The sequence below is a fragment of the Nonomuraea roseola genome (assembly GCF_039535395.1).
Lineage (GTDB): Bacteria > Actinomycetota > Actinomycetes > Streptosporangiales > Streptosporangiaceae > Nonomuraea > Nonomuraea roseola.
On the sequence record NZ_BAAAXC010000015.1, the window covers coordinates 1,364,516 to 1,388,604 of the forward strand.

At 70.7% G+C, this 24,089-nt stretch carries 20 protein-coding genes; 8 read left to right on the forward strand and 12 right to left on the reverse strand.

What is annotated here, in order from left to right; genetic code table 11:
* Positions 1 to 306: 306 nt before the first annotated feature.
* Positions 307 to 1,419, reverse strand: coding sequence for a peptide chain release factor 2 (gene prfB, locus ABFX55_RS29400; protein ID WP_346125991.1), 1,113 nt, complete (start codon positions 1,417 to 1,419; stop codon positions 307 to 309).
* Positions 1,420 to 1,465: 46 nt separating this feature from the next.
* Here prfB and ABFX55_RS29405 point away from each other — a divergent pair, with 46 nt between their 5' ends.
* Positions 1,466 to 2,467 (forward strand): DUF8094 domain-containing protein, encoded by a 1,002-nt coding sequence (locus ABFX55_RS29405; RefSeq protein WP_346125992.1) that lies wholly within the window; start codon positions 1,466 to 1,468, stop codon positions 2,465 to 2,467.
* A 109-nt stretch (positions 2,468 to 2,576) separates the two neighbouring features.
* On the opposite strand, the gene ABFX55_RS29410 is transcribed toward ABFX55_RS29405, so the two are convergent.
* The 4 genes from ABFX55_RS29410 to ABFX55_RS29425 all read right to left on the reverse strand — a co-directional run bounded on the left by ABFX55_RS29410 (position 2,577) and on the right by ABFX55_RS29425 (position 9,096).
* Positions 2,577 to 7,451 (reverse strand): NAD-glutamate dehydrogenase, encoded by a 4,875-nt coding sequence (locus tag ABFX55_RS29410; protein ID WP_346125993.1) that lies wholly within the window; start codon positions 7,449 to 7,451, stop codon positions 2,577 to 2,579.
* Between the two features lie 44 nt (positions 7,452 to 7,495).
* Entirely contained in the window at positions 7,496 to 8,275 is a 780-nt protein-coding gene (locus ABFX55_RS29415; RefSeq protein WP_346125994.1) for a tryptophan 2,3-dioxygenase, read from the reverse strand.
* A gap of 90 nt (positions 8,276 to 8,365) precedes the next feature.
* Positions 8,366 to 8,554 (reverse strand): zf-HC2 domain-containing protein, encoded by a 189-nt coding sequence (locus tag ABFX55_RS29420; RefSeq protein WP_346125995.1) that lies wholly within the window; start codon positions 8,552 to 8,554, stop codon positions 8,366 to 8,368.
* Between the two features lie 11 nt (positions 8,555 to 8,565).
* On the reverse strand, positions 8,566 to 9,096 hold the full coding sequence (locus ABFX55_RS29425; protein ID WP_183649858.1) for a sigma-70 family RNA polymerase sigma factor: 531 nt from the start codon (positions 9,094 to 9,096) through the stop codon (positions 8,566 to 8,568).
* Positions 9,097 to 9,205: 109 nt separating this feature from the next.
* On the opposite strand from ABFX55_RS29425, the gene ABFX55_RS29430 reads away from it, so the two are divergent.
* From ABFX55_RS29430 to ABFX55_RS29455, 6 genes are all read left to right on the forward strand, one after another.
* A complete protein-coding gene (locus tag ABFX55_RS29430; protein ID WP_183649861.1) occupies positions 9,206 to 9,829 on the forward strand; it encodes a DUF4142 domain-containing protein in 624 nt (207 codons plus the stop codon).
* Positions 9,826 to 11,349, forward strand: coding sequence for a DUF1996 domain-containing protein (locus ABFX55_RS29435; RefSeq protein ID WP_346125996.1), 1,524 nt, complete (start codon positions 9,826 to 9,828; stop codon positions 11,347 to 11,349). The genes ABFX55_RS29430 and ABFX55_RS29435 overlap by 4 nt, the downstream gene beginning before the upstream one ends.
* A gap of 54 nt (positions 11,350 to 11,403) precedes the next feature.
* Positions 11,404 to 12,090 (forward strand): hypothetical protein, encoded by a 687-nt coding sequence (locus tag ABFX55_RS29440; protein ID WP_346125997.1) that lies wholly within the window; start codon positions 11,404 to 11,406, stop codon positions 12,088 to 12,090.
* Positions 12,087 to 13,547, forward strand: coding sequence for an NADH-ubiquinone oxidoreductase-F iron-sulfur binding region domain-containing protein (locus tag ABFX55_RS29445; RefSeq protein WP_346125998.1), 1,461 nt, complete (start codon positions 12,087 to 12,089; stop codon positions 13,545 to 13,547). The genes ABFX55_RS29440 and ABFX55_RS29445 overlap by 4 nt, the downstream gene beginning before the upstream one ends.
* Positions 13,548 to 13,618: 71 nt before the next feature.
* Complete coding sequence (locus tag ABFX55_RS29450) at positions 13,619 to 15,007, forward strand: FAD-binding oxidoreductase (protein ID WP_346125999.1); 1,389 nt, start codon at positions 13,619 to 13,621, stop codon at positions 15,005 to 15,007.
* A gap of 45 nt (positions 15,008 to 15,052) precedes the next feature.
* Positions 15,053 to 15,691 (forward strand): GNAT family N-acetyltransferase, encoded by a 639-nt coding sequence (locus ABFX55_RS29455; protein ID WP_346126000.1) that lies wholly within the window; start codon positions 15,053 to 15,055, stop codon positions 15,689 to 15,691.
* Between the two features lie 248 nt (positions 15,692 to 15,939).
* On the opposite strand, the gene ABFX55_RS29460 is transcribed toward ABFX55_RS29455, so the two are convergent.
* From ABFX55_RS29460 to ABFX55_RS29470, 3 genes are read right to left on the reverse strand one after another with little or no spacing between them, the layout of a single operon-like run.
* Entirely contained in the window at positions 15,940 to 17,877 is a 1,938-nt protein-coding gene (locus ABFX55_RS29460) for an acetoacetate--CoA ligase (RefSeq protein ID WP_346126001.1), read from the reverse strand.
* A gap of 57 nt (positions 17,878 to 17,934) precedes the next feature.
* On the reverse strand, positions 17,935 to 18,777 hold the full coding sequence (locus ABFX55_RS29465) for a serine hydrolase (protein ID WP_346126002.1): 843 nt from the start codon (positions 18,775 to 18,777) through the stop codon (positions 17,935 to 17,937).
* Positions 18,774 to 19,697 carry a LysR family transcriptional regulator gene (locus ABFX55_RS29470; RefSeq protein WP_346126003.1) on the reverse strand — a complete coding sequence of 308 codons (924 nt, stop codon included), beginning with the start codon at positions 19,695 to 19,697 and terminating at the stop codon, positions 18,774 to 18,776. The genes ABFX55_RS29465 and ABFX55_RS29470 overlap by 4 nt, the downstream gene beginning before the upstream one ends.
* 86 nt (positions 19,698 to 19,783) lie before the next feature.
* Between ABFX55_RS29470 and ABFX55_RS29475 the strand changes: the two genes are divergently transcribed.
* Positions 19,784 to 21,364, forward strand: coding sequence for a penicillin-binding transpeptidase domain-containing protein (locus tag ABFX55_RS29475; RefSeq protein WP_346126004.1), 1,581 nt, complete (start codon positions 19,784 to 19,786; stop codon positions 21,362 to 21,364).
* Positions 21,365 to 21,446: 82 nt separating this feature from the next.
* On the opposite strand, the gene ABFX55_RS29480 is transcribed toward ABFX55_RS29475, so the two are convergent.
* From ABFX55_RS29480 to ABFX55_RS29495, 4 genes are all read right to left on the reverse strand, one after another.
* The gene (locus ABFX55_RS29480) at positions 21,447 to 22,154 is read right to left on the reverse strand and encodes an HAD family hydrolase (protein WP_346126005.1); all 708 of its coding nucleotides are present in this window, start codon (positions 22,152 to 22,154) and stop codon (positions 21,447 to 21,449) included.
* 96 nt (positions 22,155 to 22,250) lie between these two features.
* Complete coding sequence (locus ABFX55_RS29485) at positions 22,251 to 22,877, reverse strand: HAD family hydrolase (RefSeq protein ID WP_346126006.1); 627 nt, start codon at positions 22,875 to 22,877, stop codon at positions 22,251 to 22,253.
* 42 nt (positions 22,878 to 22,919) lie between these two features.
* Entirely contained in the window at positions 22,920 to 23,426 is a 507-nt protein-coding gene (locus tag ABFX55_RS29490; RefSeq protein WP_346126007.1) for a DUF6912 family protein, read from the reverse strand.
* 31 nt (positions 23,427 to 23,457) lie between these two features.
* Entirely contained in the window at positions 23,458 to 24,078 is a 621-nt protein-coding gene (locus ABFX55_RS29495) for an HAD family hydrolase (RefSeq protein ID WP_346126008.1), read from the reverse strand.
* Positions 24,079 to 24,089: the final 11 nt, after the last annotated feature.

A 24,089-nucleotide genomic window follows, 5' to 3' on the forward strand; every position in this document is an offset into this window, starting at 1 on the left:
GGCCGTCCGCACATCCGACGGCCCTGGCGTACGGCCGGCGGTGTCGTGGCTACCGGTGATCGCCTGTCGGGTCCGTGGGCGACGGCTCACAGAAACCATCGCGGCTCAGGCCCGCGTCCGGCTTGAGGCCGCGGCGCCGAAGAGATCGCCCTTCGACGCGCTACTCCCTGTTCGCGCACGCGGACGCCCGAGGTGAGGCCCTCCGTCGCGGCGGGACGTGGCGGATCCCGGGGAGCGTCCCTTCGACGGGCGTCCGGCGGTGACGACGGAGGCGCTCTGCCGGGCTCCGCCGTACCGGGTGATGATCTATTCCGCCGACTCCTGGCGGCGCATCCAGCGGATCTCGCTCTCGATGAAGTCGTCGAGGTCGCCGTCGAGGACCGCCGTCGGGTTGCCCGCCTCGTGCGCCGTGCGCAGGTCCTTCACGATCTGGTACGGGTGCAGGACGTAGTTGCGGATCTGCGTGCCCCACGACGTGGTCGAGGCGCCGCGCAGCTCCGACATCTTGTCGGCCTCCTCCTGCCGCTTGCGCTCGAGCAGCTTGGCCTGCAGGACGTTCATCGCCGAGGCGCGGTTCTGCAGCTGCGAGCGCTCGTTCTGGCAGGAGACCACGATGCCGGTGGGCAGGTGGGTGATGCGCACCGCGGAGTCGGTGGTGTTGACGCCCTGACCGCCAGGACCGCTGGAGCGGTAGACGTCGACGCGCAGGTCGTCCTCGTTGATGTCGATGTGGTCGGTCTGCTCGACCACGGGCACGATGTCGACGCCGGCGAACGAGGTCTGGCGGCGGCCCTGGTTGTCGAAGGGGCTGATGCGGACCAGGCGGTGGGTGCCGTGCTCGCCGCGCAGCGTGCCGTAGGCGTAGGGCGCCTTGACGGCGAACGTGGCGGACTTGATGCCCGCCTCTTCGGCGTAGGAGGTGTCGTAGACCTCCGTGGAGTAGCCCTTGCGCTCGGCCCAGCGCAGGTACATGCGCAGCAGCATCTCGGCCCAGTCGGCCGCGTCGACGCCGCCGGCCTGCGAGTTGATGGTGACGAGCGCCTCGCGGGCGTCGTACTCGCCCGACAGCAGCGTGCGGACCTCCATCGCGCCGATGTCGGCGCGCAGGGTCGCGAGCTCCTTGTCGGCCTCCACCCTGGTGTCGGCGTCGTCCTCCTCGGCCGCCAGCTCGAACAGGACCGTCAGGTCGTCGATGCGGCGCCCGAGCGCCTCGACCCTGTTGAGCTCGCCCTGCAGGTGGGAGAGCTTGCTGGTGACCTTCTGCGCCTGGTCGGGGTCGTTCCACAGATCAGGTGCGGCGACCTGCTCCTCCAGCTCCTCGATCTGCTTGCGCATGGAGTCGAGGTCGAGAACGTCCTGAATGCTCCGCATTGTGCCCGCGAGCGCGCTGATCTCTTCTGCCGGATCTATGTCTGCCACGTCTACCAAGGGTACGCGACCTGCGCGCACCCCATAACATGGCGACGTGCGTGCATACGGGCGGCGGAGAATGCTGGCCCTCGCCGCCGGTCTGCTGGCCGCGGCGACGGCCTGCTCGGGTTCTGGTGAACCGTCCTCCTCGCCTGTCGCGGCGGCCACCTCCGCCGCCGCCGCCGCTCCGACCACCCCCTCCGTGGCCCCAGGGGTGTCGCTGAGCGAGGCGGCCAACGCCTTCTCCGAGTACGTCGTCACCGACGACCTGCTGCGCGCGGCGGGCGAGAGACGGCTGGGCCGGGAGCTCACCCGCGACGGCAGAGCCGACCTCACCACCGCGGACTTCGCCTCGACCGGCGACCGTCCCGCCCGCCACCGCTGGGGCACCCCCACCTTCCTCGTGCCCCGGCTGCTTCCCGACGAGCCGCTGTGGTTCTCCGTCGTGGTCCCGCGCGACGACCGCACCGCCGTCCTCACCTTCGCCAAGGGCCCCGACTGGCGGCTGAGCGCCCTGGCCCTCCTGCTGCCGGGTCAGCGGCTGCCCGAGGTGAAGCTCGACACCGCGGGCTACGCCGAGGTCGTCGGCTCCGAGGACAAGGGCGTGCAGATCAGCCCGCGCTACATCGCCCCGCTGCACGCCACCATCGCCGAGCGCGGGCCCGCGGGCATCGCCGCCGGGCTCATCGCCGCGGGTCCCTACACCTCGGAGACGGCCGCGGAGATCGCCGACAACCGCACGGCGGCGAAGAAGGACGGCTTCACCTACGACTCGATCTTCAGCGCCGCCGACTACCCCGTCTACGCGCTGCGCACGGTCGACGGCGGCGCGCTCGTGCAGTACTCCCTGCTGAGAACCACCTCGATGAACAGCGTGATCTCCGTCAGCCCGTTCCTGCCCGTCCCTCCCGAGGGCCGCTGGGCCCTGACGAGGGAGCAGTACAGGGACAACATCAAGATCTTCGAGACCCAGCAGTACGTCGCCACGGTCCCGCCCGCCTCCGCCGCCACGGTCATCGCCTACGACGGCGCCATCACCAAGGGCAGCGGCCTCTGATCCGCGTCCACGGAAGTGGACTTCTGCGCGCCCGTCCAGGCCGCTGCCGCAGCGGAGCCGGCGACGGCCGGGGGCGCGTGGAGCGCGCCCCCGGCCGTCGGGCGGCCGGTCAGGCCTCGGTGTGGGGCAGGTTGCTGGTGGCGACCAGGGTGCGGATCGCGCGCAGGGCCACCGACAGCGTCGCGAGGTCGAAGTTGTCGCTCTCCCAGATCTCCGACAGCGTCTGGCGGGCCCTGGAGACCGCCGCCGAGTTGCCCTCGGTCCACGTGGCCAGCCGCTCCTCCGGCGAGCTCCCAGGCGAGCTGTGGGCCAGCACGTCGCGGGTGAGCGAGGCGTGCGCGGCGTAGAGGTCGTCGCGCAGCGACGAGCGCGCCATGGAGTTCCAGCGGTTGTCGCGCGGCAGCGCGATGACGCGCTCCCTGAGCCTGGCCAGCTGGAGCCGGTCGGCGAGGTCGAAGTAGACCTCGGCGACCTCGTTGACAGGGCGTCCGGTGACCGCGGAGATCTCCACCAGGTCGAAGGTGGAGTAGGCGGGCACCATGGCCGCGGCCCGCTCGGCCAGTTCGAGGGGGACGCCGCGGGCGAGGAAGTTGTCGCGGCGGTCCTCGTAGGCGGCCAGGTCGGGCCCGGTCAGCAGCTTCGGCAGGTGGGTGAGCAGGCCGTTGACGCCCTTCACGAAGAAGCTCACCGATCCGGCCAGGTCGAGCGGCGGGCGCCGGTTGCCGAGCAGCCAGCGGGTGCCGCGTTCGGCCAGCTTGCGCGCCTCCAGCAGCATGGCGAGCTGGGTGCGGGTGTCGACCTTGTTGTCCAGGGCCTCCACCCCCTTGGTGAAGCTGGGCAGGTCGAAGACCTCCCTGGTGACCAGGTAGGCCCGCGCGATGTCCTGGGAGGAGGCGCCCGTCTCCTCACCGAAGCGGAACATGAACGTGGTGCCCGTGGAGTTGACGAGCTCGTTCACCACGCAGGTGGTGATGATCTCGCGGCGCAGCGGGTGGGCGTCCATGTAGGTGCGGAAGCGCTCGCGCAGGGCCGAGGGGAAGTACGAGACCAGCCAGGAGGCCAGGTACGGGTCGTCGGGCAGGTCGGAGCCGAGCAGCTCGGCGTCGACCGCCAGCTTGGTGTAGGCCAGCAGGACGGAGAACTCCGGCGCGGTCAGCCCGATGCCGGCCTGGCGGCGCTCGGCGAGCGTCTTGTCCGACGGCAGGAACTCCAGCTCCCTGTTGACCAGCCCGTCCCTTTCGAGGCGGCGCAGGTAGCGGGCGTGGATGTGGAGCATCTCCGGCGCCTGCGCGCGGGCCGCGGCGAGCACCACGTTCTGCGCGTGGTTGTCGCGCAGCACCAGGTCGGCCACCTCGTCGGTCATGGAGGTGAAGACCTGGTTGCGCTGCTTGTCGGTCAGTTCGCCGTCGCGGACGACCTGGTCGAGCAGGATCTTGATGTTCACCTCGTGGTCGGAGGTGTCGACGCCCGCGGAGTTGTCGATGAAGTCGGTGTTGACCAGGCCGCCGTTGAGCGCGAACTCGATGCGGGCCAGCTGGGTGAAGCCCAGGTTGCCGCCCTCGCCGATGACCTTGCAGCGCAGGTCGGCCGCGTTGACGCGCAGCGAGTCGTTGGCCTTGTCGCCGACGTCGGCGTTGGACTCGGACGAGGCCTTGACGTAGGTGCCGATGCCGCCGTTCCACAGCAGGTCCACCGGCGCGCGCAGGATGGCGCTGATCAGGTCGTTGGGCGGCAATGCCGAAATATCGGCAGAAATCCCCAGCGCGGCGCGCATCTGCGGCGTGATCTGGATCGACTTGGCGCCGCGCGAGAAGACGCCGCCACCGGCGGAGATCAGGTCGGTCGCGTAGTCGGCCCACGAGCTGCGCGGCAGCTCGAACAGCCGCTGCCGCTCGGCGAAGGAGCGCGCCGCGTCGGGGTCGGGGTCGATGAAGATGTGCCGGTGGTCGAAGGCGGCGATCAGACGGATGTGCTGCGACAGCAGCATGCCGTTGCCGAACACGTCGCCCGACATGTCGCCGATGCCGGCCACGGTGAAGTCCGTGGACTGGATGTCGACGCCGGCCGTGCGGAAGTGGTACTTCACCGACTCCCACGCGCCGCGGGCGGTGATGCCCATCGCCTTGTGGTCGTAGCCGATGGAGCCGCCCGAGGCGAAGGCGTCGCCCAGCCAGAAGCCGTACTCCTTGGAGACGCTGTTGGCGATGTCGGAGAAGGTGGCGGTGCCCTTGTCGGCCGCGACGACGAGGTAGGTGTCGTCGCCGTCGTGCCTGACGACGTCCTTCGGAGGCACGACCTGGCCGTCGACCAGGTTGTCGGTGAGGTCGAGCAGCCCGGAGATGAACATCCGGTAGCAGGCGATGCCCTCGGCCATGACCTCCTCGCGGTTGCCCGAGGACGGCGGGCGCTTCACCACGAAGCCGCCCTTCGAACCGGTGGGCACGATGACGGTGTTCTTCACCATCTGCGCCTTGACCAGGCCGAGGATCTCGGTGCGGAAGTCCTCCATGCGGTCCGACCAGCGCAGGCCGCCACGGGCCACCTTGCCGAAGCGCAGGTGCACGCCCTCGACCCTGGGCGAGTAGACGAAGATCTCGTAGCGCGGGCGGGGCAGCGGCAGCACGCTGATCGCCTGCGGGTCGACCTTCAGCGAGATGTACGGCTTGCGCCGCCCGTCCGCGTCGAGCTGGTAGTAGTTCGTCCGCAGCGTCGCCTGGATCATCTCCAGGTAGGCCCGCAGGATCCGGTCCTCGTCGAGCGAGGCGACCTCGTCGAGCGCGCCGAGGATCTCCTCGTGCAGCGCCTCGCTCAGGTCGGCGCGCACCTCGTCGGAGCGCTTGGGGTCGAGCCTGGCCTCGAACAGCCGCACCAGCAGCCGCGACAGCCGTACGTTGCCGAGCAGCACCCGCTCCATGTAGCGCTGGCTGAAGGTACTGCCGGCCTGGCGCAGGTACTTGGCGTAGACCCGCAGGATCTCCGCCTGCTCCCAGGTCAGCCCGGCGGACAGGACCAGCGCGTTGAAGTTGTCGGCCTGCACCTGGCCGGTCCAGAGCGCCGCGAGCGCCTCCTGGAAGAGCCTCTTGAAGTCGTTGCGGTCGACCTCGTCCGACGGCGTGTAGCGCAGCCCGAAGTCGTAGATCCAGGCGTTCTTGGTGGCGGGGTCGTTGTCACGGTCGATCTCGTAGGGGCGCTCGTCCACGACCTCGACGCCGAGCCGCTGGATGAGCGGCAGCACGTGCGACAGCGAGATCGGCGAGTCGAGCTTGTAGATCTTCAGCCGCCGCTCGCCCTCGGCGGCGTCGTACGGCTCGTAGAGGTTGATGCCGATCTCGTCGTCGCCCTTGCCGACCAGCTCCTCCAGGCGGCGCAGGTCGACCACGGCCATCTTGGGCGGGAAGTCGGCCTTGTACCCCTCGGGGAAGGCCGCCTGGTAGCGCCTGACGAGCGCCGGGGCCTCCTCCTCGGTCGCCATCTCGCCGATCGCGGTGGCCAGGTCGTCCTCCCACGACCTGGTGATCGCGGCGAGGCGGGCCTCCAGTTCGTCGACGTCGACGCCGTGCTGGGGCAGCGGCTTGCCGCGCTCGCCACGCACGACCACGTGCAGCCTGGCCAGCGTGGACTCGCCGATCATGGCGCTGTAGTCGAGGGAGGAGCCGCCGAGGGCCTTGAGCAGGATGTCCTGCATCTTCAGCCTGACCTTGGTGGTGTAGCGGTCGCGCGGCAGGTAGACCAGGCAGGAGATGTAGCGGCCGTAGTCGTCGCGCCGCAGGAACAGCTTGACCTTCTTGCGCTCGCGCAGCCGCAGCACGCCGAGGGCGATCGGCACCAGTTCGTCCACGGGGGTCTGGAACAGCTCGCCGCGCGGGTAGGTCTCGAGGATCTCGATGAGGTCCTTGCCGTCGTGGCTCTCGGCGCTCAGCCCCGCCTGGTCGAGCACCTCGGCGAGCTTGCGCCGCACCACGGGGATCCTGGAGATCGACTCGTTGTAGGCCACGTGGGTGAACAGGCCGAGGAAGCGCCGCTCCCCGATCACCTCGCCCTCGGGCGAGAACAGCTTCACCCCGACGTAGTCGAGGTAGGCCGGCCTGTGCACGGTCGCGCGCGAGTTGGCCTTGGTGATGATCAGGAGCTGCTTCTCCCTGGCCTTGGCCCGCACCTCGGGCGGCAGCGCGGAGAAGCTCGCCGAGCCCGGCTTGTCGGCGCGCAGGATGCCGAGTGCCGCCCCCGGAACCGCGCGCAGCACCTCGCCCTGGTCGCTGTCCTCCAGGCGGTACTCCCTGTACCCGAGGAAGGTGAAGTGCCCGTCGGCCAGCCAGCGCAGCAGGTCGAGGCTGTCCTCGACCTCCGCGGGCTCCAGCGGCGGCGGGTTCATCGTCAGATCCTCTGCGGTCTGTACGGCAAGCGCCCGCATCTTGGCGAAGTCCTCGACGGCATGCCGCACGTCGGACAGCACGCGCTGCAGGTCGGCCTCGACCGACCTGAGCACCTCGGGATCGGCCTGCCTGTCGATCTCGATGTGCATCCACGACTCGACCAGCATCTGGCCCGTGACGTCCTCCTGGCCACGGCCGAGCATCCTGCCCGTCATGTCGCGGCGCACCCGCATCTGCGGGTGGACGATCAGGTGGATGCCGATGTCGTGCCTGTCGAGCTCCATCGTCACCGAGTCGACGAGGAAGGGCATGTCGTCGGTGACCACCTCCACGACGGAGTGGCCGGGGTCCCAGCCGTTCTCCTCGGCGGTGGGCGTGTAGGCCCTCACCACCGCCCTGCCCTGTGGGCGCGTCTCGGCCAGTTGCCGGTGCGACATCGCGGGGCCGTACACGTCCACGGGGTCGCGGTCGAGAAGGTCCTCGGCCGCGACGTGCCGGTAGTAGACGCGCAGATAGGCCAGAGCCTCCTCGGGGCTCGCGTGGTCGCCGCCCGCCGCGCATATCTGCGCCGCGTTCTGGAGCAACTCGTCCTTGGCCTCGTCGAGCGGCATGTCGCTCTCACTCCTTTGTGAGGGTTTGCCATATTGGATGCTGGTCACAGCCAGCCTCTTAGTTCCCACAGCAGGGGGAAGTAGTGCAGGCGCGTGCGTTCCCTGAGGTACGGCGCGCCGGTCGAGCCGCCGGTGCCCGACTTGGTACCGATCTGCCGCTCGACCATCTGGACGTGGCGCATGCGCCACATGGCGCACGTCTCGTCATGGGTCAGCAGATCTTCGGCCAGTTGCCACAGGTCGTCGTGCGCCCCGCGGTCCCTCGCCACGGCCAGCAGCGAGCCCATGATCTCCTCGTCGGAGATCGGCAGGCCGCGCTGGGAGAGGGCGGTGAGATAAGCATCCCACAATGTGGGCTCCTCCAGCCGCCTGCGCAACCTGGCGAGTTCGTCCTCGCCGGCGTTGCGCACCCGCTGGAGGTAGCGGGGATCCTTGGCTCCCGACAGGAACTCCAGCTCGCGGAACTGCACCGACTGGAAGCCGCTGGCGGGCGCGAGCTGCGCGCGGAACTCCAGGAAGTCCTGGGGCGTCATCGTCTCCAGTACGTCCACCTGCTCGACGAGCACGCGTTCGACCGCGTGGACGCGCTTGAACAGGTGCCTGGCCTTCCACAGCTCACCGGCCGACATCGCCTCTCGGGCGCTCTCCAGTTCGTGGAGCAGCAGCTTGAACCACAGCTCGTACACCTGGTGGACGGTGATGAACAGCAACTCGTCAGGGGCCGACGACTCGGGCTCCTGCTGGGCGAGCAGTTCCGGCAGGCGGAGATAACCGCCGTAGGAAAGGCGGGCGCCCTCCTCGCCGAAACGTCGGTCAGGAGGCATGGCTCCTGTCCCCACCACCGGGCACCTCCCCCAATAGCCCGGTCCTCGTTGACCGGACGTACCCGATATCACCCGAAAAGTACACGGACGTCAACGTGACATGGAGATCGGGGGGTCGTCGTCCTCTGACGCCGAGGTCTGGAGTTTGAGGTCGTCGAGCAGATCCGGCACGTCCTGGAGCTCCTTGAGCTCCTTCTGGCACCGCTCGCATGAGTCGAGGTGGCGTTCGAACGCCTGGAGGTCGGCGTCGTCGAGAACTCCGAGCACGTAGGCAGCCACCTCAGGATGCATCAGCCGGCAACCCCCTTGTCCCGCAGCAACCCACGCAGAGCCCTGATCCCGTAATAGAGCCTGGACTTGACCGTGCCCGGCGGGATCCCCAGAATCTCCGCCGCCTCACTAATCGTACGGTCCCTGAGATAAGTCTGCTCGATGACTTCGCGGTGTTCCTGCGACAGGCTCCGAAGGGCGTCGGCGACGACGATCGCCGACAACGCCCGATCGCAGCCGTCGGGAACGGGAACGGTGTCCGCCTCTGGCGGCTCGACCTCACGCGGCCGGGCGCTCCTTCGGCGTCGGCCGTCGATCACGATGCGGCGGGCCACAGTGAGCAGCCACGCCCAGACAAGGCCAGGCTCCCACTGCAGTCTGTCGGAGTGACGCCAGGCCCTGACCATCGTCTCCTGTACGACGTCCTCGGCCCACTGCAGATCGTTTCCTGTGGTCTTGCGCACGTGGCGGAGCAAAGGCCCGCCGAACTGCTCATAGAGCGCCTGTATTCGGTGCTCCATGTCGTCGAGGTGACCTAGCACGGGGCACATCTTTACACCTTCGTTATCGGCTCGGTAGTCACTCCGATAACTCCAGTCATTTCTGACTATCTCGACACTTGCGATGAACCTCGTCCCTCAGGGCCGCGTACCTCCGACCATGCGCAGGCTTCTAACCGGAGAGGTGCTCCTGCTCGGCGGCTTCCTCGTGGCGGCCGCGGTCACGGTGCTGCTGGTCCTGCCCGGACCGCCCGCCGCGACGTCAACCGCCGCCCCGACCACCTCCGACCAGGACCTTCTGATCAAGGTACGACAGGCCGGCCTCTGGGAGATCCCCACCGGCCAGCAGGCCCAGCAGCGCGCGCTCAGCCGTCGCGTCAAGGATGTCGGTCGTCACCTCGTGGAGGACCACCTGAAGCTCGACAAGGAGGTGATCGCGGTCGCCTCCCGCCTCGGCGTGGTCCTGCCCAGCCAGCCCTCGGCCGACCAGCAGCGCTGGATGGCCCAGCTGTCGACCAAGAGCGGCGCCGCCTACGACAGGGACTTCGCCAACCTGCTGAGGGCCGCCCACGGCAAGGTCTTCAGCGTGATCGCCCTGGTCAGGGCGGGCACCCGCAACGACGAGATCAGGAGGTTCGCCCAGAAGTCCAACGCGTTCGTGCTCAAGCACATGACGCTTCTGGAGAGCACGGGGCTGGTCGACTACGACGCGCTGCCCGAGCCTCCGACGCCCTCCCCCGCCCCCGCCGCCCTTGCGGCCGATTCGAGGAGAGACAACCAGTGATCACATCCAGACGGTTGGCCGCGGCCATGTCGGCCCTGGCCATGGTGGCCGGTGGCATGGTGTCCGCGGCCGTCATCAGCGCCGCTCCCGCCTTCGCCGACCACTGCGACCCGGCGGGACACACCGAACAACGAGCCCAGGACCGGCCGCCTCAGAGCGACCAGGACCAGCCGCCCCAGGACTCCCAGGACCAGCCGTCCCGAAGCGGCCAGGGCCAGCCGCCCCAGGGCGGCGGGGCGCTCGCCCCGCCGAGCGACCCCGGGGACGATCCGCAGAGCACCGCCGACACCCAGGACCCGGCCGACCCGCGTGGAACCGGCGCCCGGAACAGCGGCGCTCCGCGCGACCCTCGCGCTTCGCAGGATCCCGGCACGCCTGAGAACCAGGGCGTCCCCAGGGATCCCCGCGCCTCGCAGGAGCCCGGCGAGGCCCGCAGCCCCCAGAACCCCGGCAATCCTCAGAACCCGGATGACCGTCAGAACCCAGGCGACCCGCAGAACCCGGGCGACCGTCAGAACCCCGGCGACCCGCAGGATCCGGGGCGGCCTGAGGCGGAGCCGACCGGGTCAGGGCAGCAGGGCGACGGCAGGAGGGCCCGCCCCACCAGGTCGCCCAGCCCCTCGCCCAGCCCGTCCGCCACGCAGGACGACGACTGCGCCGACCTCGGCCCGTTCGTCACCGACTTCGTCGACATCCGCACCGTCCAGCCCGGCGGCAACCTCCTGGCCGGCCTCAGGTCCGGGTCGAGGGGCACGTTCGTCTCCCAGTGCGGCACCAACGGCAACCGCCACAACAACCCCGACAACTTCATCGTCGCCCCAGGCGTCTCCAACGGCGCCCACCACCTGCACGACTACGTGGGCAACCTGTCCACCGACGCCTTCTCCACCGACCAGTCGCTGGCCGCGGCGGGCACCACGTGCAGGCTCTCCGACAGGTCCACCTACTTCTGGCCCGTGCTGAGGAACAGGAAGGTCGACGCCAACCTCGGCGACCCCGACGGCAACGTCGGCCAGGTGCTGCGTCCCCGCCAGGCGGTCATGCAGTTCCGCGGCAACGCGGCGGGCAGGGTGAGCGAGATGCCCCGCTTCCTCAGGATGATCACCGGTGACGCCAAGGCGGCGACCAACGGAGGCGCCAACGCCCGCGCCGCGTGGACGTGCACCGGCTTCACCAACCGCGTCACCACGAAGTACCCGCTGTGCCCGCGAGGCAGCCTCGTGGTCAGGGTCCTGGACTTCCCCAGCTGCTGGGACGGCCAGAACACCGACAGCGCCAACCACCGCACGCACGTGGTCTTCCCCGGCCAGGGCGGCGGCTGCCCGCAGGGCACCAGGGCGATCCCGCAGCTGCGGATGATCCTCACCTACAGCGTCCCCCAGGGCCCCTCCTACGCCCTCGACGCCTTCCCCGAGCAGCTGCACAACCCGGTGACCGACCACGCGGACTTCGCCAACGTCATGCCCGACAGGCTGATGTCCTTCGTCGTCGGCTGCATCAACCGCGGCCGCCGCTGCTGAGCTCACCCCTTCCCGAGCAGCACACCTCACCCAGCAGAACTCGGGAGGGAAACGATGCTCCACAGAAAGCAGCCGCGCCACGCGGGCCTCGACGCCAGGCAGCTACGCCTGGGGGCCACCGCGTCGGTGACGGCGCTGATCCTGTCGGCCGTCGCGCTGGCCCGCACCGAGCGCGGGCTGCGTCTGATGAACGACGGTCTGGCCTTCCTGGACTTCTACGTCGGCGTGTTCGCCCTGGTCACGCTGACTCTCACGGTCGCTTTCGGGCTGGTCACCACCGAGCGGGTCTTCCTGTCCGTCCCGAACAGGGTCCGCTGCCAGCTCCTGCACAGGGCCGCGGCCGCGGCGGGAATCGGCTTCCTCCTCGCGCACGCCGCGCTGAGGTCGTCGTCGCTGACCGGCCTGACGGCGCTCGCCCTGTTCGCGCTCGCGGCGGTGACGGGGGTGACGCGCGGCTGGTTCGCCCACACCAGCAAGCCGTGGCTGTGGCGGGTGATGCACGGCGCCGCCTACCTGGCCTGGCCCGTCGCCATCCTGCACGGCCTGACCGCGGGCAGGCCGCCCGCGGGGTGGGTGGCCTGGTCCTACGTCGTCTGCCTGGCGGCGGTGCTGTCGGCGTTGCTGGTCAGGGCGGTCGCGACGCTTCGCAGGCCGCCTGCCGTTCCGGAGGTCGTGGAGGAGCCCGTGGTGATCGGAGAGCTGGTCAGCCTCGACGACCTGCGCAGAAGGAGGGCGGGATGATTCCGCATCGGGTGCCGCGCGTCCTGCGGCTCGCGCCCGCCAGGCTCACGGCCGGGCTCGACCACTGCAGGCGCCTCGACCTGCCGGCCCACAGGGCGCTGCACGGCGAGCCCGCGCGCAGGGAGCTGGACGAGCTGATCGAACTGGCCGAGGAGGTGGATCTGCGAGGCCGCGGAGGGGCCGCCTTCCCGTTCGCGCGCAAGCTGAGGGCGGTGGCCCCCGGAGAGCGGGTGGTGCTGGTCAACGCCGTGGAGGGCGAGCCGGCCAGCGCCAAGGACGAGATGCTGCTGGTCCGCACCCCTCATCTCGTGCTGGACGGCGCGCTGCTGGCCGCCGAGGCGCTGCGGGCCCGCGAGGTGATCGTCGCGACCGCCGAAGGGGAGGTCTCGCAGGCCTCCATGGCCGCCGCGCTGGAGGAGCGCCGCGCCGCGACCGTCTCGGGAGCCGCCGAACGGTACGGCGGGCGGATGCGGGTCGTCGGCCTGCCCGAGCGCTTCATCACCGGCGAGGGCGGCGCGCTCGTGCGAGGGGTGAACGGCCTCGAGGCCGTCCCCGCAGGACGCAGGCGCAGGGCGGCTGAGGAGGGCGTCGGCGGGCTGCCCACACTGCTGTCGAACGCCGAGACCTTCGCCCAGCTGGCCGTCCTCGCCGAGCTGGGCCCCATGGGCTACGCCGAGGTGGGCACCGCCCGCGAGCCCGGCACCGTCCTGCTCACCGTGGGCGGCGAGGCCGTGGTGGAGGTGATGGCGGGCGTGCCGCTGGCCACCGTGCTGGAGGAGTGCGGGCTCGAGCCCGGCGAAGGCGTGCTGGTCGGCGGCTACCACGGGGCCTGGCTGGGCGCGGAGGCCGCGGCGACGGCCGTCGTCTCCCGCGAGGGGATGCGGCTGGCCGGAGGCGTCCTCGGAGCGGGGATCGTGGTGCCCCTCCCCTCGACGACCTGCCCTCTCGGCGAGGTCGCCAGGGTCGCCGCCTACCTCGCCGCGCAGTCCTCAGGGCAGTGCGGCCCCTGCCGTCTCGGACTTCCCGAGGTGGCCAGGACGCTGTGCGCGCTGACCGAGGGCTCGGGCAACGCCGATGACGTACGGCGGGCCGTACGGTCCGTGGAACGCAGGGGCGCCTGCTTCCACCCCGACGGGACGGCGAGGTTCGTGCTGTCGGCCCTGGACGCCTTCGCCGGCGACCTGGCCGTCCACGAGCGGCGCGGCTCGTGCGGGCGTCCGATCAGGGGCGCCCTTCCCCTGCCCGAGCCGCAGGAGGAGCCGCGCTACCAGCTCGACGTCGACTGGACCCGCTGCCAGGGCCACGGTCTGTGCGCGCACCTGCTGCCCGAGTTCGTGGACCTGGACGAGCACGGCTACCCGTCCTTTCGCGAGGTGCCCGCCTGGATGGCGAGGGACGCGCGCCGCGCGGTCGAGATGTGCCCGGCGCTCGCGCTGCGCCTGGCGTCGAGCGGGTGACCGGAATGTGACCAACCAGGCGGTCCCGTCACGCGTCTCACCCTTCGGTTTCACGATGTGAGGGAGTCACCATGGACCGCCGCAGCTTCCTGCTCACCGCCGCCCTGAGCGGGTTCGGCGGAGCGACGGCTCCCGACTGGGCGGCGCTCGGCCGAGGTCTCGACGGCACGCTCGTACGGCCGGGCCAGGCCGGGTACGACGCCGCCCGCCGTCTCTACAACCCGACCTTCGACTCGATCAGGCCACGCGGCGTCGCCTACTGCGCCACCCCGCAGGACGTGGCGGAGTGCCTGGCCTTCGCCCGCGGCGAGCGCGTCCCCGTGACCTCCCGCTCGGGCGGACACTCCTACGCCGGCTGGTCCACGGGCTCGGGCCTGGTCGTCGACGTGTCGCGGATGAACACCGTGACCTACCGTGCGGGCAGGGCCACCGTCGGCGCGGGCGCCAAGCTGATCGACGTCTACGACAAGCTGATCGCCAACGGCGTGAGCATCCCCGCCGGCACCTGCCCCACGGTCGGGATCGCCGGCCTCACCCTCGGCGGCGGGCTCGGCGTGGTCTCCAGGAAGTACGGCCTGACCTGCGACGCCCTGGAGTCCGTGCGCATCGTCACCGCCGACGGGCGGGTGCTGACCTGCGACGCGTCCAACCACAGCGACCTGTTCTGGGCCTGCAGGGGCGGGGGCGGCGGCAACTTCGGCGTCGCGCTCTCCTTCACCTTCCGCACCCATCCGGCCAGGGACGTCACGGTCTTCTTCCTGCACTGGCCGTGGTCCAGGGCCACTTCGGTGGTGAGGGCGTGGCAGGCGTGGGCGCCGTCCGCGCCCGACGCCCTGTGGGCCAACCTCCACCTCACGCGCAGCGCGGGCGGCCTCGACGTGCAGGTGGGCGGCCTCTACCTGGGCGGCAGGACGGCCTGCGCCAAGCTGCTCGACGCGCTGGTGAAGGCCGCGGGCGCCCCGTCGTCGAGATACACGGCGGAGCGCTCACACCGCGCCGCCATGATGATCATGGCGGGCTGCTCGGGCAGGACGGTGGCGCAGTGCCGCAGGATGCCGCGCGAGGCCTTCGTCGCCTCCTCGCATCTCGGCTACGCGAAGATGTCGGGCGCGGCGGTCAAGGAGCTGGTGGCCAGGGTCGCCCGTCCGGGTGGCCACGCGGTCCTGCTCGACGCGATGGGCGGGGCGATCAGCCGCGTACGGCCCGACGCCACCGCCTTCCCGCACCGGCAGGCGCTGTTCAGCGTGCAGTACTACGCCGACGGGGGCGACAGGGGCTGGCTCAGGGGCGTGCGCGGGGCGATGGAGCCGCATCTCGGGGAGCACGCGTACGTGAACTACATCGACCCCGACATCGCGCGGTGGCGTCAGGCCTACTACGGCGCCAACGCGGCCAGGCTGTCGGCGGTGAAGGCCGCCTACGACCCAGGACGGCTGTTCCGGCTGCCGCAGGGGGTGTGAAAAACGCGTCGCGGGCGGCGACGCCGAACAGAAACAATGGACGGCATGCGCCATTTGCCGCTCTTCGACCTGTCGATCCACACGCCACGCCTGGAGCTGCGCCTGCCGAGTCTCGAGCAGCTCGACGAGCTGGGAGACAGGGCCGCCGAGGGCATCCACGAGGAGGGCTTCATGCCGTTCCTCTTCCCGTGGTCGGACGTGCCGCCCGCCGAGCGCGCCCGCCGCGCGATCCGTTACCACTTCCGCCAGTGGGGCGAGTGGACTCCGGAGTCGTGGGCGGCGGAGTTCGTGGTGCTGCTCGACGGTGAGGTGGTCGGCGTCCAGGGCGTCTCGGCCAAGGACTTCGGCGTCACCCGTGGGGTGGGCACCGGGTCGTGGATCGGCAGGCGCTTCCAGGGCAGGGGCATCGGCACGGAGATGCGCAGGGCGGTGCTCCACTTCGCCTTCGAGGGCCTCGGCGCCGAGCACGCGGTCACGTCGGCGTTCGAGGACAACCCCGCTTCGCTGGGGGTGACGCGGAAGCTGGGCTACCGGGAGGACGGCATCGAGATCCGCAACCGTATGGGCAGGCGGGCGACAGAGCGCCGCTTCCGACTGGAGCGCACCGACTTCTCCCCCGCGGCCGACATCGAGATCCGCAACCTCGACGCCTGTCTCCCCCTCTTCATCACCCCCACGACCTGACCCCGAAGGTCACCCACCCCACGGCATCGTGCGGAGGGCGGCCCACGCCGCCCTCCCCAAGAACGTCCGCCACCGGCCCACGGTCGCCGTCGGAGGACCCTCCGCGGCGTCTCCGAAGAATGCCGGCGTCGCCCGGAGGGCGGCCACCACACCCTCCTCTGAAAGCGCCGACCACCCGCGGAAACCTCCTCCGAAAACGCTCGTCGGCGTCTCTTGGAGGAGACTCGCCGGTGGCCTTCGCGGAGGGGCTAGGGCCGGAAGTGGTCGAGGACCTCAGGGTTGGCCATCGCGTCCCGGTTGGCCGCCTGCTCGACAGGTGTGCCGAGCAGGATCTTCCGCACCGGCACCTCCAGCTTCTTGCCCGACAACGTCCGAGGGATCCCCGGCACCGCGATGATCTCGTTCGGCACGTGCCTGGGCGACAGCTCCTCCCTCAGCGCCGCCTTCAGCCGTCCCTCCAGCTCAGGGGTGACCTCCCCATCCACGAGCGTGACGTACAGCAGCAGCCGCCCCTCCTGCCCGAGCTGGCCCGTGTCGATCACCAGGCTGTCGGCGATCTCGGGAAAGCGCTCCACGACCCGGTAGAACTCGCTGGTGCCCATCCGCACCCCGCCGCGGTTCAGCGTCGAGTCGGAGCGGCCGTAGATCACGCAGCTGCCGTCCTCGGAGATCTTGATCCAGTCGCCGTGCCGCCACACCCCCTGGTACACGTCGAAGTAGCTGTCGCGGTACCGGTCGCCGGAGGGGTCGTTCCAGAACATCACCGGCATGGACGGCATCGGCCGGGTCAGCACCAGCTCACCGACCTCTCCGATCACCGGCTTGCCCGAGGGGTCGAAGGCCTCCACCCGCGCGCCGAGCGACCTGCACGGGATGACCCCGGCGCGGATCGGGTGCAGCGGCGTGGCGCCGACGAAGCCCGTGCACACGTCGGTCCCGCCGGAGAACGACCCGACGGGCACCCCCGGCAGCGCCTCGGCCAGCCACGCGAACCCCTCAGGCGGCAGCGGCGAGCCCGTCGACCCGACCCCCTTCAGCGAGGACAGCCCCGTGGGCCGCGCGCCCGCCTTCATGCACGAGACGATGTACGGCGCGCCCGTCCCGAAGTACGTCACGCCCTCGTCCGCCGCGATGCTCCACAGGTCCGCGGGCGCCCCGTCGTAGAGCACGACCGTGGAGCCCACCAGCAGCCCGCCGACGAGGTAGTTCCACATCATCCACCCCGTGGTGGTGTACCAGAAGAACACATCCCCCTCGCCCAGGTCCTGGTGGAAGGAGAGCGACTTGAGGTGTTCGAGCACCACGCCGCCGTGGCCGTGGACGATCGGCTTGGGCAGTCCTGTGGTCCCGCTGGAGTAGAGGATCCACAGCGGATGGCCGAAGGGCACCCGCTCGAACTCCAGCGGCCCCTCCTCCGCGCGCAGCCCCTCCCAGCCGATCACCTCGCCGTGAGGCAGCGCCGCGGCGTGCGTGGAGGCCGGTTCGGCCTGCTGGGGCGGCAGTCCCTCCTCGGCTGCGACGAGGTAGGGGATCCACACCGTGGCGCGCAGCGAGGGCAGCGCGGCTGCGATGTCGCGCACGGCCTCCGACCTGTCGAAGCTCTTGCCGCCGTAGCGGTAGCCGTCCACCGCGATCAGCACCTTCGGCTCGATCTGCGTGAAACGGTCCACGATGCTGGGCACTCCGAAATCGGGAGAACCGGCCGACCAGATCGCGCCCAGCGAGGCGGTCGCGAGGAAGGCGATGAGCGCCTCGGGGATGTTCGGCAGGTAGCCCGCCACCCTGTCGCCCCTGCGAACCCCCAGCTTGACCAGGCCTGTCCTGACCCGCGCGACCTCGGCGCGGAGCTCGCGCATGGTGATGACGCGGCGCGGTCCCTCCTCCGAGTGGAAGATCACCGCGGGGCCGTCGGCGCGGCGCAGCGCGTTCTCCGCGTAATTCAGTGAACTGCCTGTGAACCATTCGACGCCGGGCATCGTCCCAGTCATGACGGGCCCGTCACCACGCTCACCGACCACGCCGAAGTAGTCCCACACAGACGTCCAGAACGCCGCGGGGTCCTCGACGGACCACTGCCACGCGTCCTGGTAGTCGGCACGCCCCACGCTCGCGAGATAGCGGGTGATCTTGGCGTTCGCCACCACGGAAGGGGTCGGCTCCCACAGCAGTTCACCTTCAGCAACCATGTGTCCCATCCTGTCGCCGCCCGAACGGAAAGTCATCATCGCCGCCCACACAACCCCCTACCCGCGTAGGTGGTCCACAGCCATACGGGCGGCGGTCCCGATCACCGCGTCGGCGCGCGGCTGGTTGAGCGCCGGGCTGAAGGCGCGAGTGAAGACCGCCACCGCGTAACGCCCGCCGTCGGGGTACTCCACCACGCCCGCCTCGGCGCGCAGCGTGGGCAGCGTGCCGGTCTTGCCGCTGACCGCGACGTCGTCGTAGGGGAAGCCCGACGACAGCCGGTGCGGCCACACCTGCAGGCCGAGCAGCCGGCGCATCCACGCGCACTGCTCGGGCGAGGCCGCCTCATCGCGCCAGATGAGACCGAGCAGCGCGGTCGTCTCGCGTGGCGTGCTCCTGTTGCTCTGCGCCGGGTCGAGCGCCCGCAGCTTCGCCAGGATCTCGGGATCGACCACGGGCCACTCGTCGCCCGAGTCCTCCCTGACCGTGGCGAGCAGTCCCGCGCAGTTGTGGACCACCCTCGTCGCGGACAGGCCGAACCCGTCGAGCATCGCGTTGACCCGCTCCAGGCCGACCCTGCCCGCGAGGACGTCGGCCGAGGCGTTGTCGCTCACCGCGATCATCAGGTACGCCAGGTCGCGCAGCGACATCGTGACGTCGTCCAGCATCGCGCCCATGCCCAGGTCACCGGGGAGCCGCTCCCTGACGGTCACGCGCTCGCGAGGATCGAGCACGCCCGCGTCGGCCTGCCTGGCGAAGGCCGCCAGCAGGGGCAGCTTGAACACCGACGCCGTCGGCACCGGCTCGTCGGCCAGGTGCGACACCTCCGCTCCGCTGTCGAGATCGACGGCGTGCAGCGAGCCCACCACCCCGGCCCGCCTGAAGACCTCCTCGAGGTTCATGCCAGGAAGCCCATCGCCGGACGCCGCCTGACCTGCCGCACGGGCGCGGCGCCCTCCTCGGTCATCCCGGCACTCTCCTTCAACGTTCGTACGGCTGTCGCCGCGAAAGCCGCCACCTCCGGCGTCTCGACCCGCCACGCCGTCGACACGCGCCAGGCCAGCGGCGAGCCGAGCAGCGGACGCCAGACCACGCCGGGAAGCGACACCTCGGCGCCGAACGCGACGGCCGAACCCGCGAGCACCAGCCCGAGCCCGATCCCATGATGCACCTCGGCGGGAACGAAGCCGTTCCTGCGGCAGTCCGACAGCGTCTCGGCGTGCGCGCCCGGCTCGCCCTCCTGCGGGAACAGCAGCAGCTCACGCCCCGCCAGGTCCTGCAGGTGCACGCTGGAGCCCTCGGTCAGCGGGTCGGTCTCGGCGAGGAGCACGCCGGGGGTCTGCACGAGCACCTGGCCGAAGCGCAGGCCGGGAGCGGTGACGGGGTGGCGGACCACGCCGACGTCGATCAGGCCCTCGCTGAGGGCGCCCACCTGGTCGGCCGTCCACATCTCGGCCGGGGCCAGCCTGAGCCCCTGGCTCTCCTCCCTGAAGCGGGCCACGAGGGCGGCGATGGCCGTGGCACCGAGGTCGGGAGGCAGCGCCACCTTGAGGGTGCGGGCCTCGCCGTGCCGTACGAGCTCGCGAAGTCTTTCGACGCGGGCCACGACCTCGCGCGCCTCGGGCAGCAGCAGCCTGCCCGCCTCGGTGAGCCGCACCTGCCTGGCGGAGCGGTCGAAGAGCCTGGCGCCCAGCTCCTCCTCCAGGCGTTTGATGCGCTGGCTGAGCGGAGGCTGGGCCATGCCGAGGCGGATGGCCGCGTTGCCGAAGTGCCTTTCTTCGGCCACCACCGTGAAGTAGTAGAGGTGCCGGACCAGGTCCATGACCAGGAACTATATCCGGTTCCATATCGAATGGGATCCGATATCCGTATTGGACAGCATCGCGGCATGTCTGGTCTGCTCGCCGCATGCACGAACTCAGCACCCTCAGGCCGGAGCGCAGGCGCAGGAGAAAGTGGCCGCTGGTCACCGCGGGGCTCCTGGTGCCTGCCCTCGTCGCGGGCGGCGTGATCTGGGTGACGCGCACCGCGGGTTCGCCGGAGGCGACCGCCGAGGCGTTCCTGTCGGCCTGGTCCCGTCAGGACTACGCGGCGATGAAGGGGCTCGTCAACGAAGCTCCCGCCGACTTCGCCGCCGCCTACCAGCGCTTCGCCAAGGAGCTCCGCCTCACCGCCGCCACCTTCGAGGCAGGCGAGCCCCGGCAGGAGAACGAGGAGGGCAGGATCGTCCCCTTCACCGCCCGGTTGCGCGGCGCCGTCGACTGGACCTACGAGGGGCGCCTCGCGGTCGGCGAATGGGACGGCACGTGGAAGGTCGCCTGGTCGACGACGGCCATCCATCCGAAGCTCGGCCACAAGGCCGCCTTCAAGGTCGTCACCTCCGAGCCCGAGACCGCCCCCATCACCGCGGCCGACGGCACCCGCATCGACGGCTCCGACGCCCCGGGCTCGGTCCAGCAGCTCGTCGAAGGGCTGAAGGAGACCTACAAGGACCGTGTCACCGGCAGCTCCTCCACCAAGCTCAACCTCTACAAGGGCGACACGTTCGTCGAGACCGTGGCCGAGAAGGGCGCGACCAAGGGCAAGCCGCTCCAGACCAGCATCGATCTGCGCGTCCACAGGGCCGGGGCCGACGCGCTGGAGGACATCTCCAAGCCCGCCTCTCTGGTGGCGATGCGCCCCTCGACCGGCGAGATCCTGGCCGTGGTCAACAAGCCTGGCGGCTTCAACCGCGCCCTGCTGGGGAAGTATCCGCCCGGCTCGACCTTCAAGGTCGTCACCGCCTCCGCCCTGGTCGCCGACGGCCTCCAACCCGACAAGACCGTGCAGTGCCCGGCCGAGCAGAACATCGGCGGCTTCCCCTTCCACAACGCCGGCTTCCGCGAGTTCGGCACGCTGCCCTTCAGGGACGCCTTCGCCCACTCGTGCAACACCACCTTCGGCGCGATGGCGGTGTCGTCGCTGAAGGGCGGACGGCTCGGCGAGGTCGCGGCCAGCTTCGGCTTCGGCGCCCCGATCATGCCGGGGGTGCCCGCCGTACGGGCCGAGTTCCCCGCGCCCAGGGACGACACCGACCTCGCCTCCGCCTCCATCGGACAGGGACGCGTGCTGGCCAGCCCGCTCAGCATGGCCGCCGTGGCCGCCGCCATCGGCAACGGCACCTGGCGCCCGCCCAGGCTCGTCGCCGCCGACCTGGTTCCCAAGGGCGGCTCGGCTCCGCGCAGGCTGGAACCATCCGTGGTCGGCGCGCTGCGCGACCTCATGCCAGCGGTGATCAGCGAGGGCACGGCCCATGCCGTACGGTTCCCCGCGGGGTCGGCGGGCAAGACCGGCACGGCGGAGTACGGCTCGGGCAAGGAACCTCCCGCGCACTCGTGGTTCATCGGCTACCAGGGCGACCTGGCCTTCGCGGTGGTCGTGGAGGGCGCGGGAGCCGGCTCGGCGGTCGCCGCCCCCGTGTCCGCCCGCTTCCTCCAGAACCTGAGCTGACGACTACCGCCAGGCGCGCAGAAACGGCCGCACAATCGGCGCCTCGCCGCGAAGCGCCCCACAGCGAGGCCCTTTTCGGTGGCTAGCCGGCTTTGCGGTCGACAGGAGAGGTGAGGCCGGCGACCGCGGCCACGACCTCCGAGGCGTTCGACAGGTCGGGCAGCACGACGTCCGCTCCCGCCTCGCGCAGCTCCGCCGCCGTCGAGCGGCCCGACGCGACGGCCACCATCGCCGCGCCGCCGATGCGCGCCGCCTGCACGTCGCGGGTGGAGTCGCCGATCAGCACGGTGTTGGCCGCCGTGAAAGGCGTGCCGTGGCGCTGCTTGGCCCTGCCCTGGGCCACCTGCAGCAGCGTCGCCTTCGGGTAGACCTCCTCACCGTAGCCGCCCAGGTCGAAGTCGACGTGCTTGTCCAGGCCGAACGCCTGGAGCTTGTGCACGGCGTTGCCCTTGATCGTGCCCGTGAGCACCGACTGGACGACGCCGTCGAGTCTCGACACCGCCTTCAGCGCGTCCTTGGCGCCTGGGAGCATGCGTCCCTCCTTGGCCAGTCGCTTGCGCCTGCCGGCGAAGGCGACGGCCAGCGCGGCGAGGAAGCGCGGCAGGTGGTCGTCCTCGGCGGGGATCCCGTTGACGGCGAGCGTCTCGAAGACGATCTCGGAGTCGGGACGGCCCATGGCGGGGGCCAGTTTGACCAGCGGCCGCCCCGTGACCCGCCGGAAGGCCTCGGCGTAGGCGTCCCTGGTGACGATCGCGACGTCGACCAGTGTCAGGTCGACGTTCCAGAGCACGAGACGGTTGATGGCGTCCTCCCTCGCAAGTACGCCGCCAGAGTACGGCCAGCCGGCGCGACGCATAAGCCGGCGGGGCGATTTGGCATCGTCGAGTCAGGCATGGTCGAGCGCTGCGGCCAGCGTGTCGACGACCGGCCAGCCCGTCGCCTCCAACGCCTCGCGCGGCGTCATCCCGCCCGTGTAGAGCACGGCCCTCGCGCCCACGTAGGCGGCCGCCATCCCGTCGTCCACGCTGTCACCGATCACCAGGACCTGCGAGGGCTCGATGCTGAGCGCCGCGATGTGGGTGGCCATGTGCTCGGCCTTCTCACCGCCGGTCGTGCCGGTCAGCCCGTCGACCCTGGTGAAGTGGCCGTCGATGCCGAAGGAGGTGATCGTCGGGACCAGATGGTCGTGCGGGGCCATCGAGCACAGCGACTGGGTGCCCGTCCAGCCCCTGAGGGAGGCCTCGGCGTCGGCCGCGAGACCGCAGGCCGCCATGAGCTGGAAGTAGCTGGTGTGGAAGCCCCTGTCGAGCTCCTCCCACTCGCCCTCCATCAGCGCCCGCCCGAGCATGCGCTCGTAGGCCAGCCAGATCGGGCGCGTGTAGACGGCCCTGAACCCGTCGGCGGTCAGCCCCGGCAGGCCGTAGGGCTTGAACACCTCGTTCGTGGCGCCCACCACGGCGTCGATGTCGTGAAAGAGGGTTCCGTTCCAGTCCCACACGATGTGCTGCGTCATGCCGTCCATTCTCCGGTCTGCAGGAGAGTGAGAGGTTCACGCTCAGCCGAGGAGGTCGGGGATCTCCTGGGTGGCGTACCACATCAGCTCGTGCGCCTCGGCGCCGTCGACGGTGAACCTGGCGTCGTCGTCGCCGCCGTCGGAGGCGGGCAGCGCGGCGATGGCGGCCTCGATGTCGTCGGCCGCGCCGCCGTCGTCGATGTGGACGGCGGCGACCTTGGCCATGGGCACCGACTCCGCCAGCCGTACCCTCGCCCTCTCCTCCAGGTCGGCGCCCATGGACAGGGCGCCGTCTGGCACCTCGACGGCCACGACCACGCGCCGGGGGGCGGCGGCGACTCCGTCGGCCCTGTCGGCGGCGAGCATGCGCAGCGAGGCGCGGGCCGCCTCCGTGAGGGCGACGTACTCCAGCTCCTCGGTGTCGCCGGAGGCGTACCACTCGGTCAGCGCGGGGGTCACCGCGTAGCCGGTCAGCGGGGCCGGGCCGAGCTCGCCCTCGGCCGCGGCGCGGGCCAGCGCGGGAAGGGTGCTCGGCAGGTATACGCGCATCGGAAACCTTTCACGACGTTCAAGGGACCCATCATCGCAGGGGGACACCCAGCAGCGTCTCCAGCTCGGCGATGGTCGTGTCAGGGTCGATGTGGTGGATGCCGATGATCCCCAGCGAGCGGGCCGCGGCGATGTTGACCTCGATGTCGTCGATGAAGACGCACTCGGGACCGGTCAGCCCGATGAGGCCGAGGGCGTGCTGGAAGATGCGCGGCTCGGGCTTGCGCATGCCGATCTCGCCCGAGATGACGACGGCGTCGAAGATCTCGTCCCAGCCGTCGCGCGGGTACTCGTTGGCCCACGAGTTGGAGAGCAGGCAGATCTTGATGCCTGCCGTACGGGCCTTGAGCAGCATGTCGTACATGGCGTCGACGCGCTGGAAGCCGAGGAACATCCGGGTGAGCAGGCCGTCGGCGAGGGGCGCCGTGCCGTCGACGGTGCGCAGCCTGGCGGCCAGCTCGCGCTCGAACTCCACGGCGGTGATCTCGCCGCGTTCGAGGGCGTGGACGGCGCTCTCCTGGCGGAGCAGCTCGCGCATGACCGTGCGGTAGTGCTCGCCGTCGAGACGGTCGGACTCGATCCAGGTGGCGACGGCCTCGGACATGCTCGTGGTCAGCACTCCGCCCCAGTCGATCAGGACTCCCTTGACCATGGGGTGCAGCC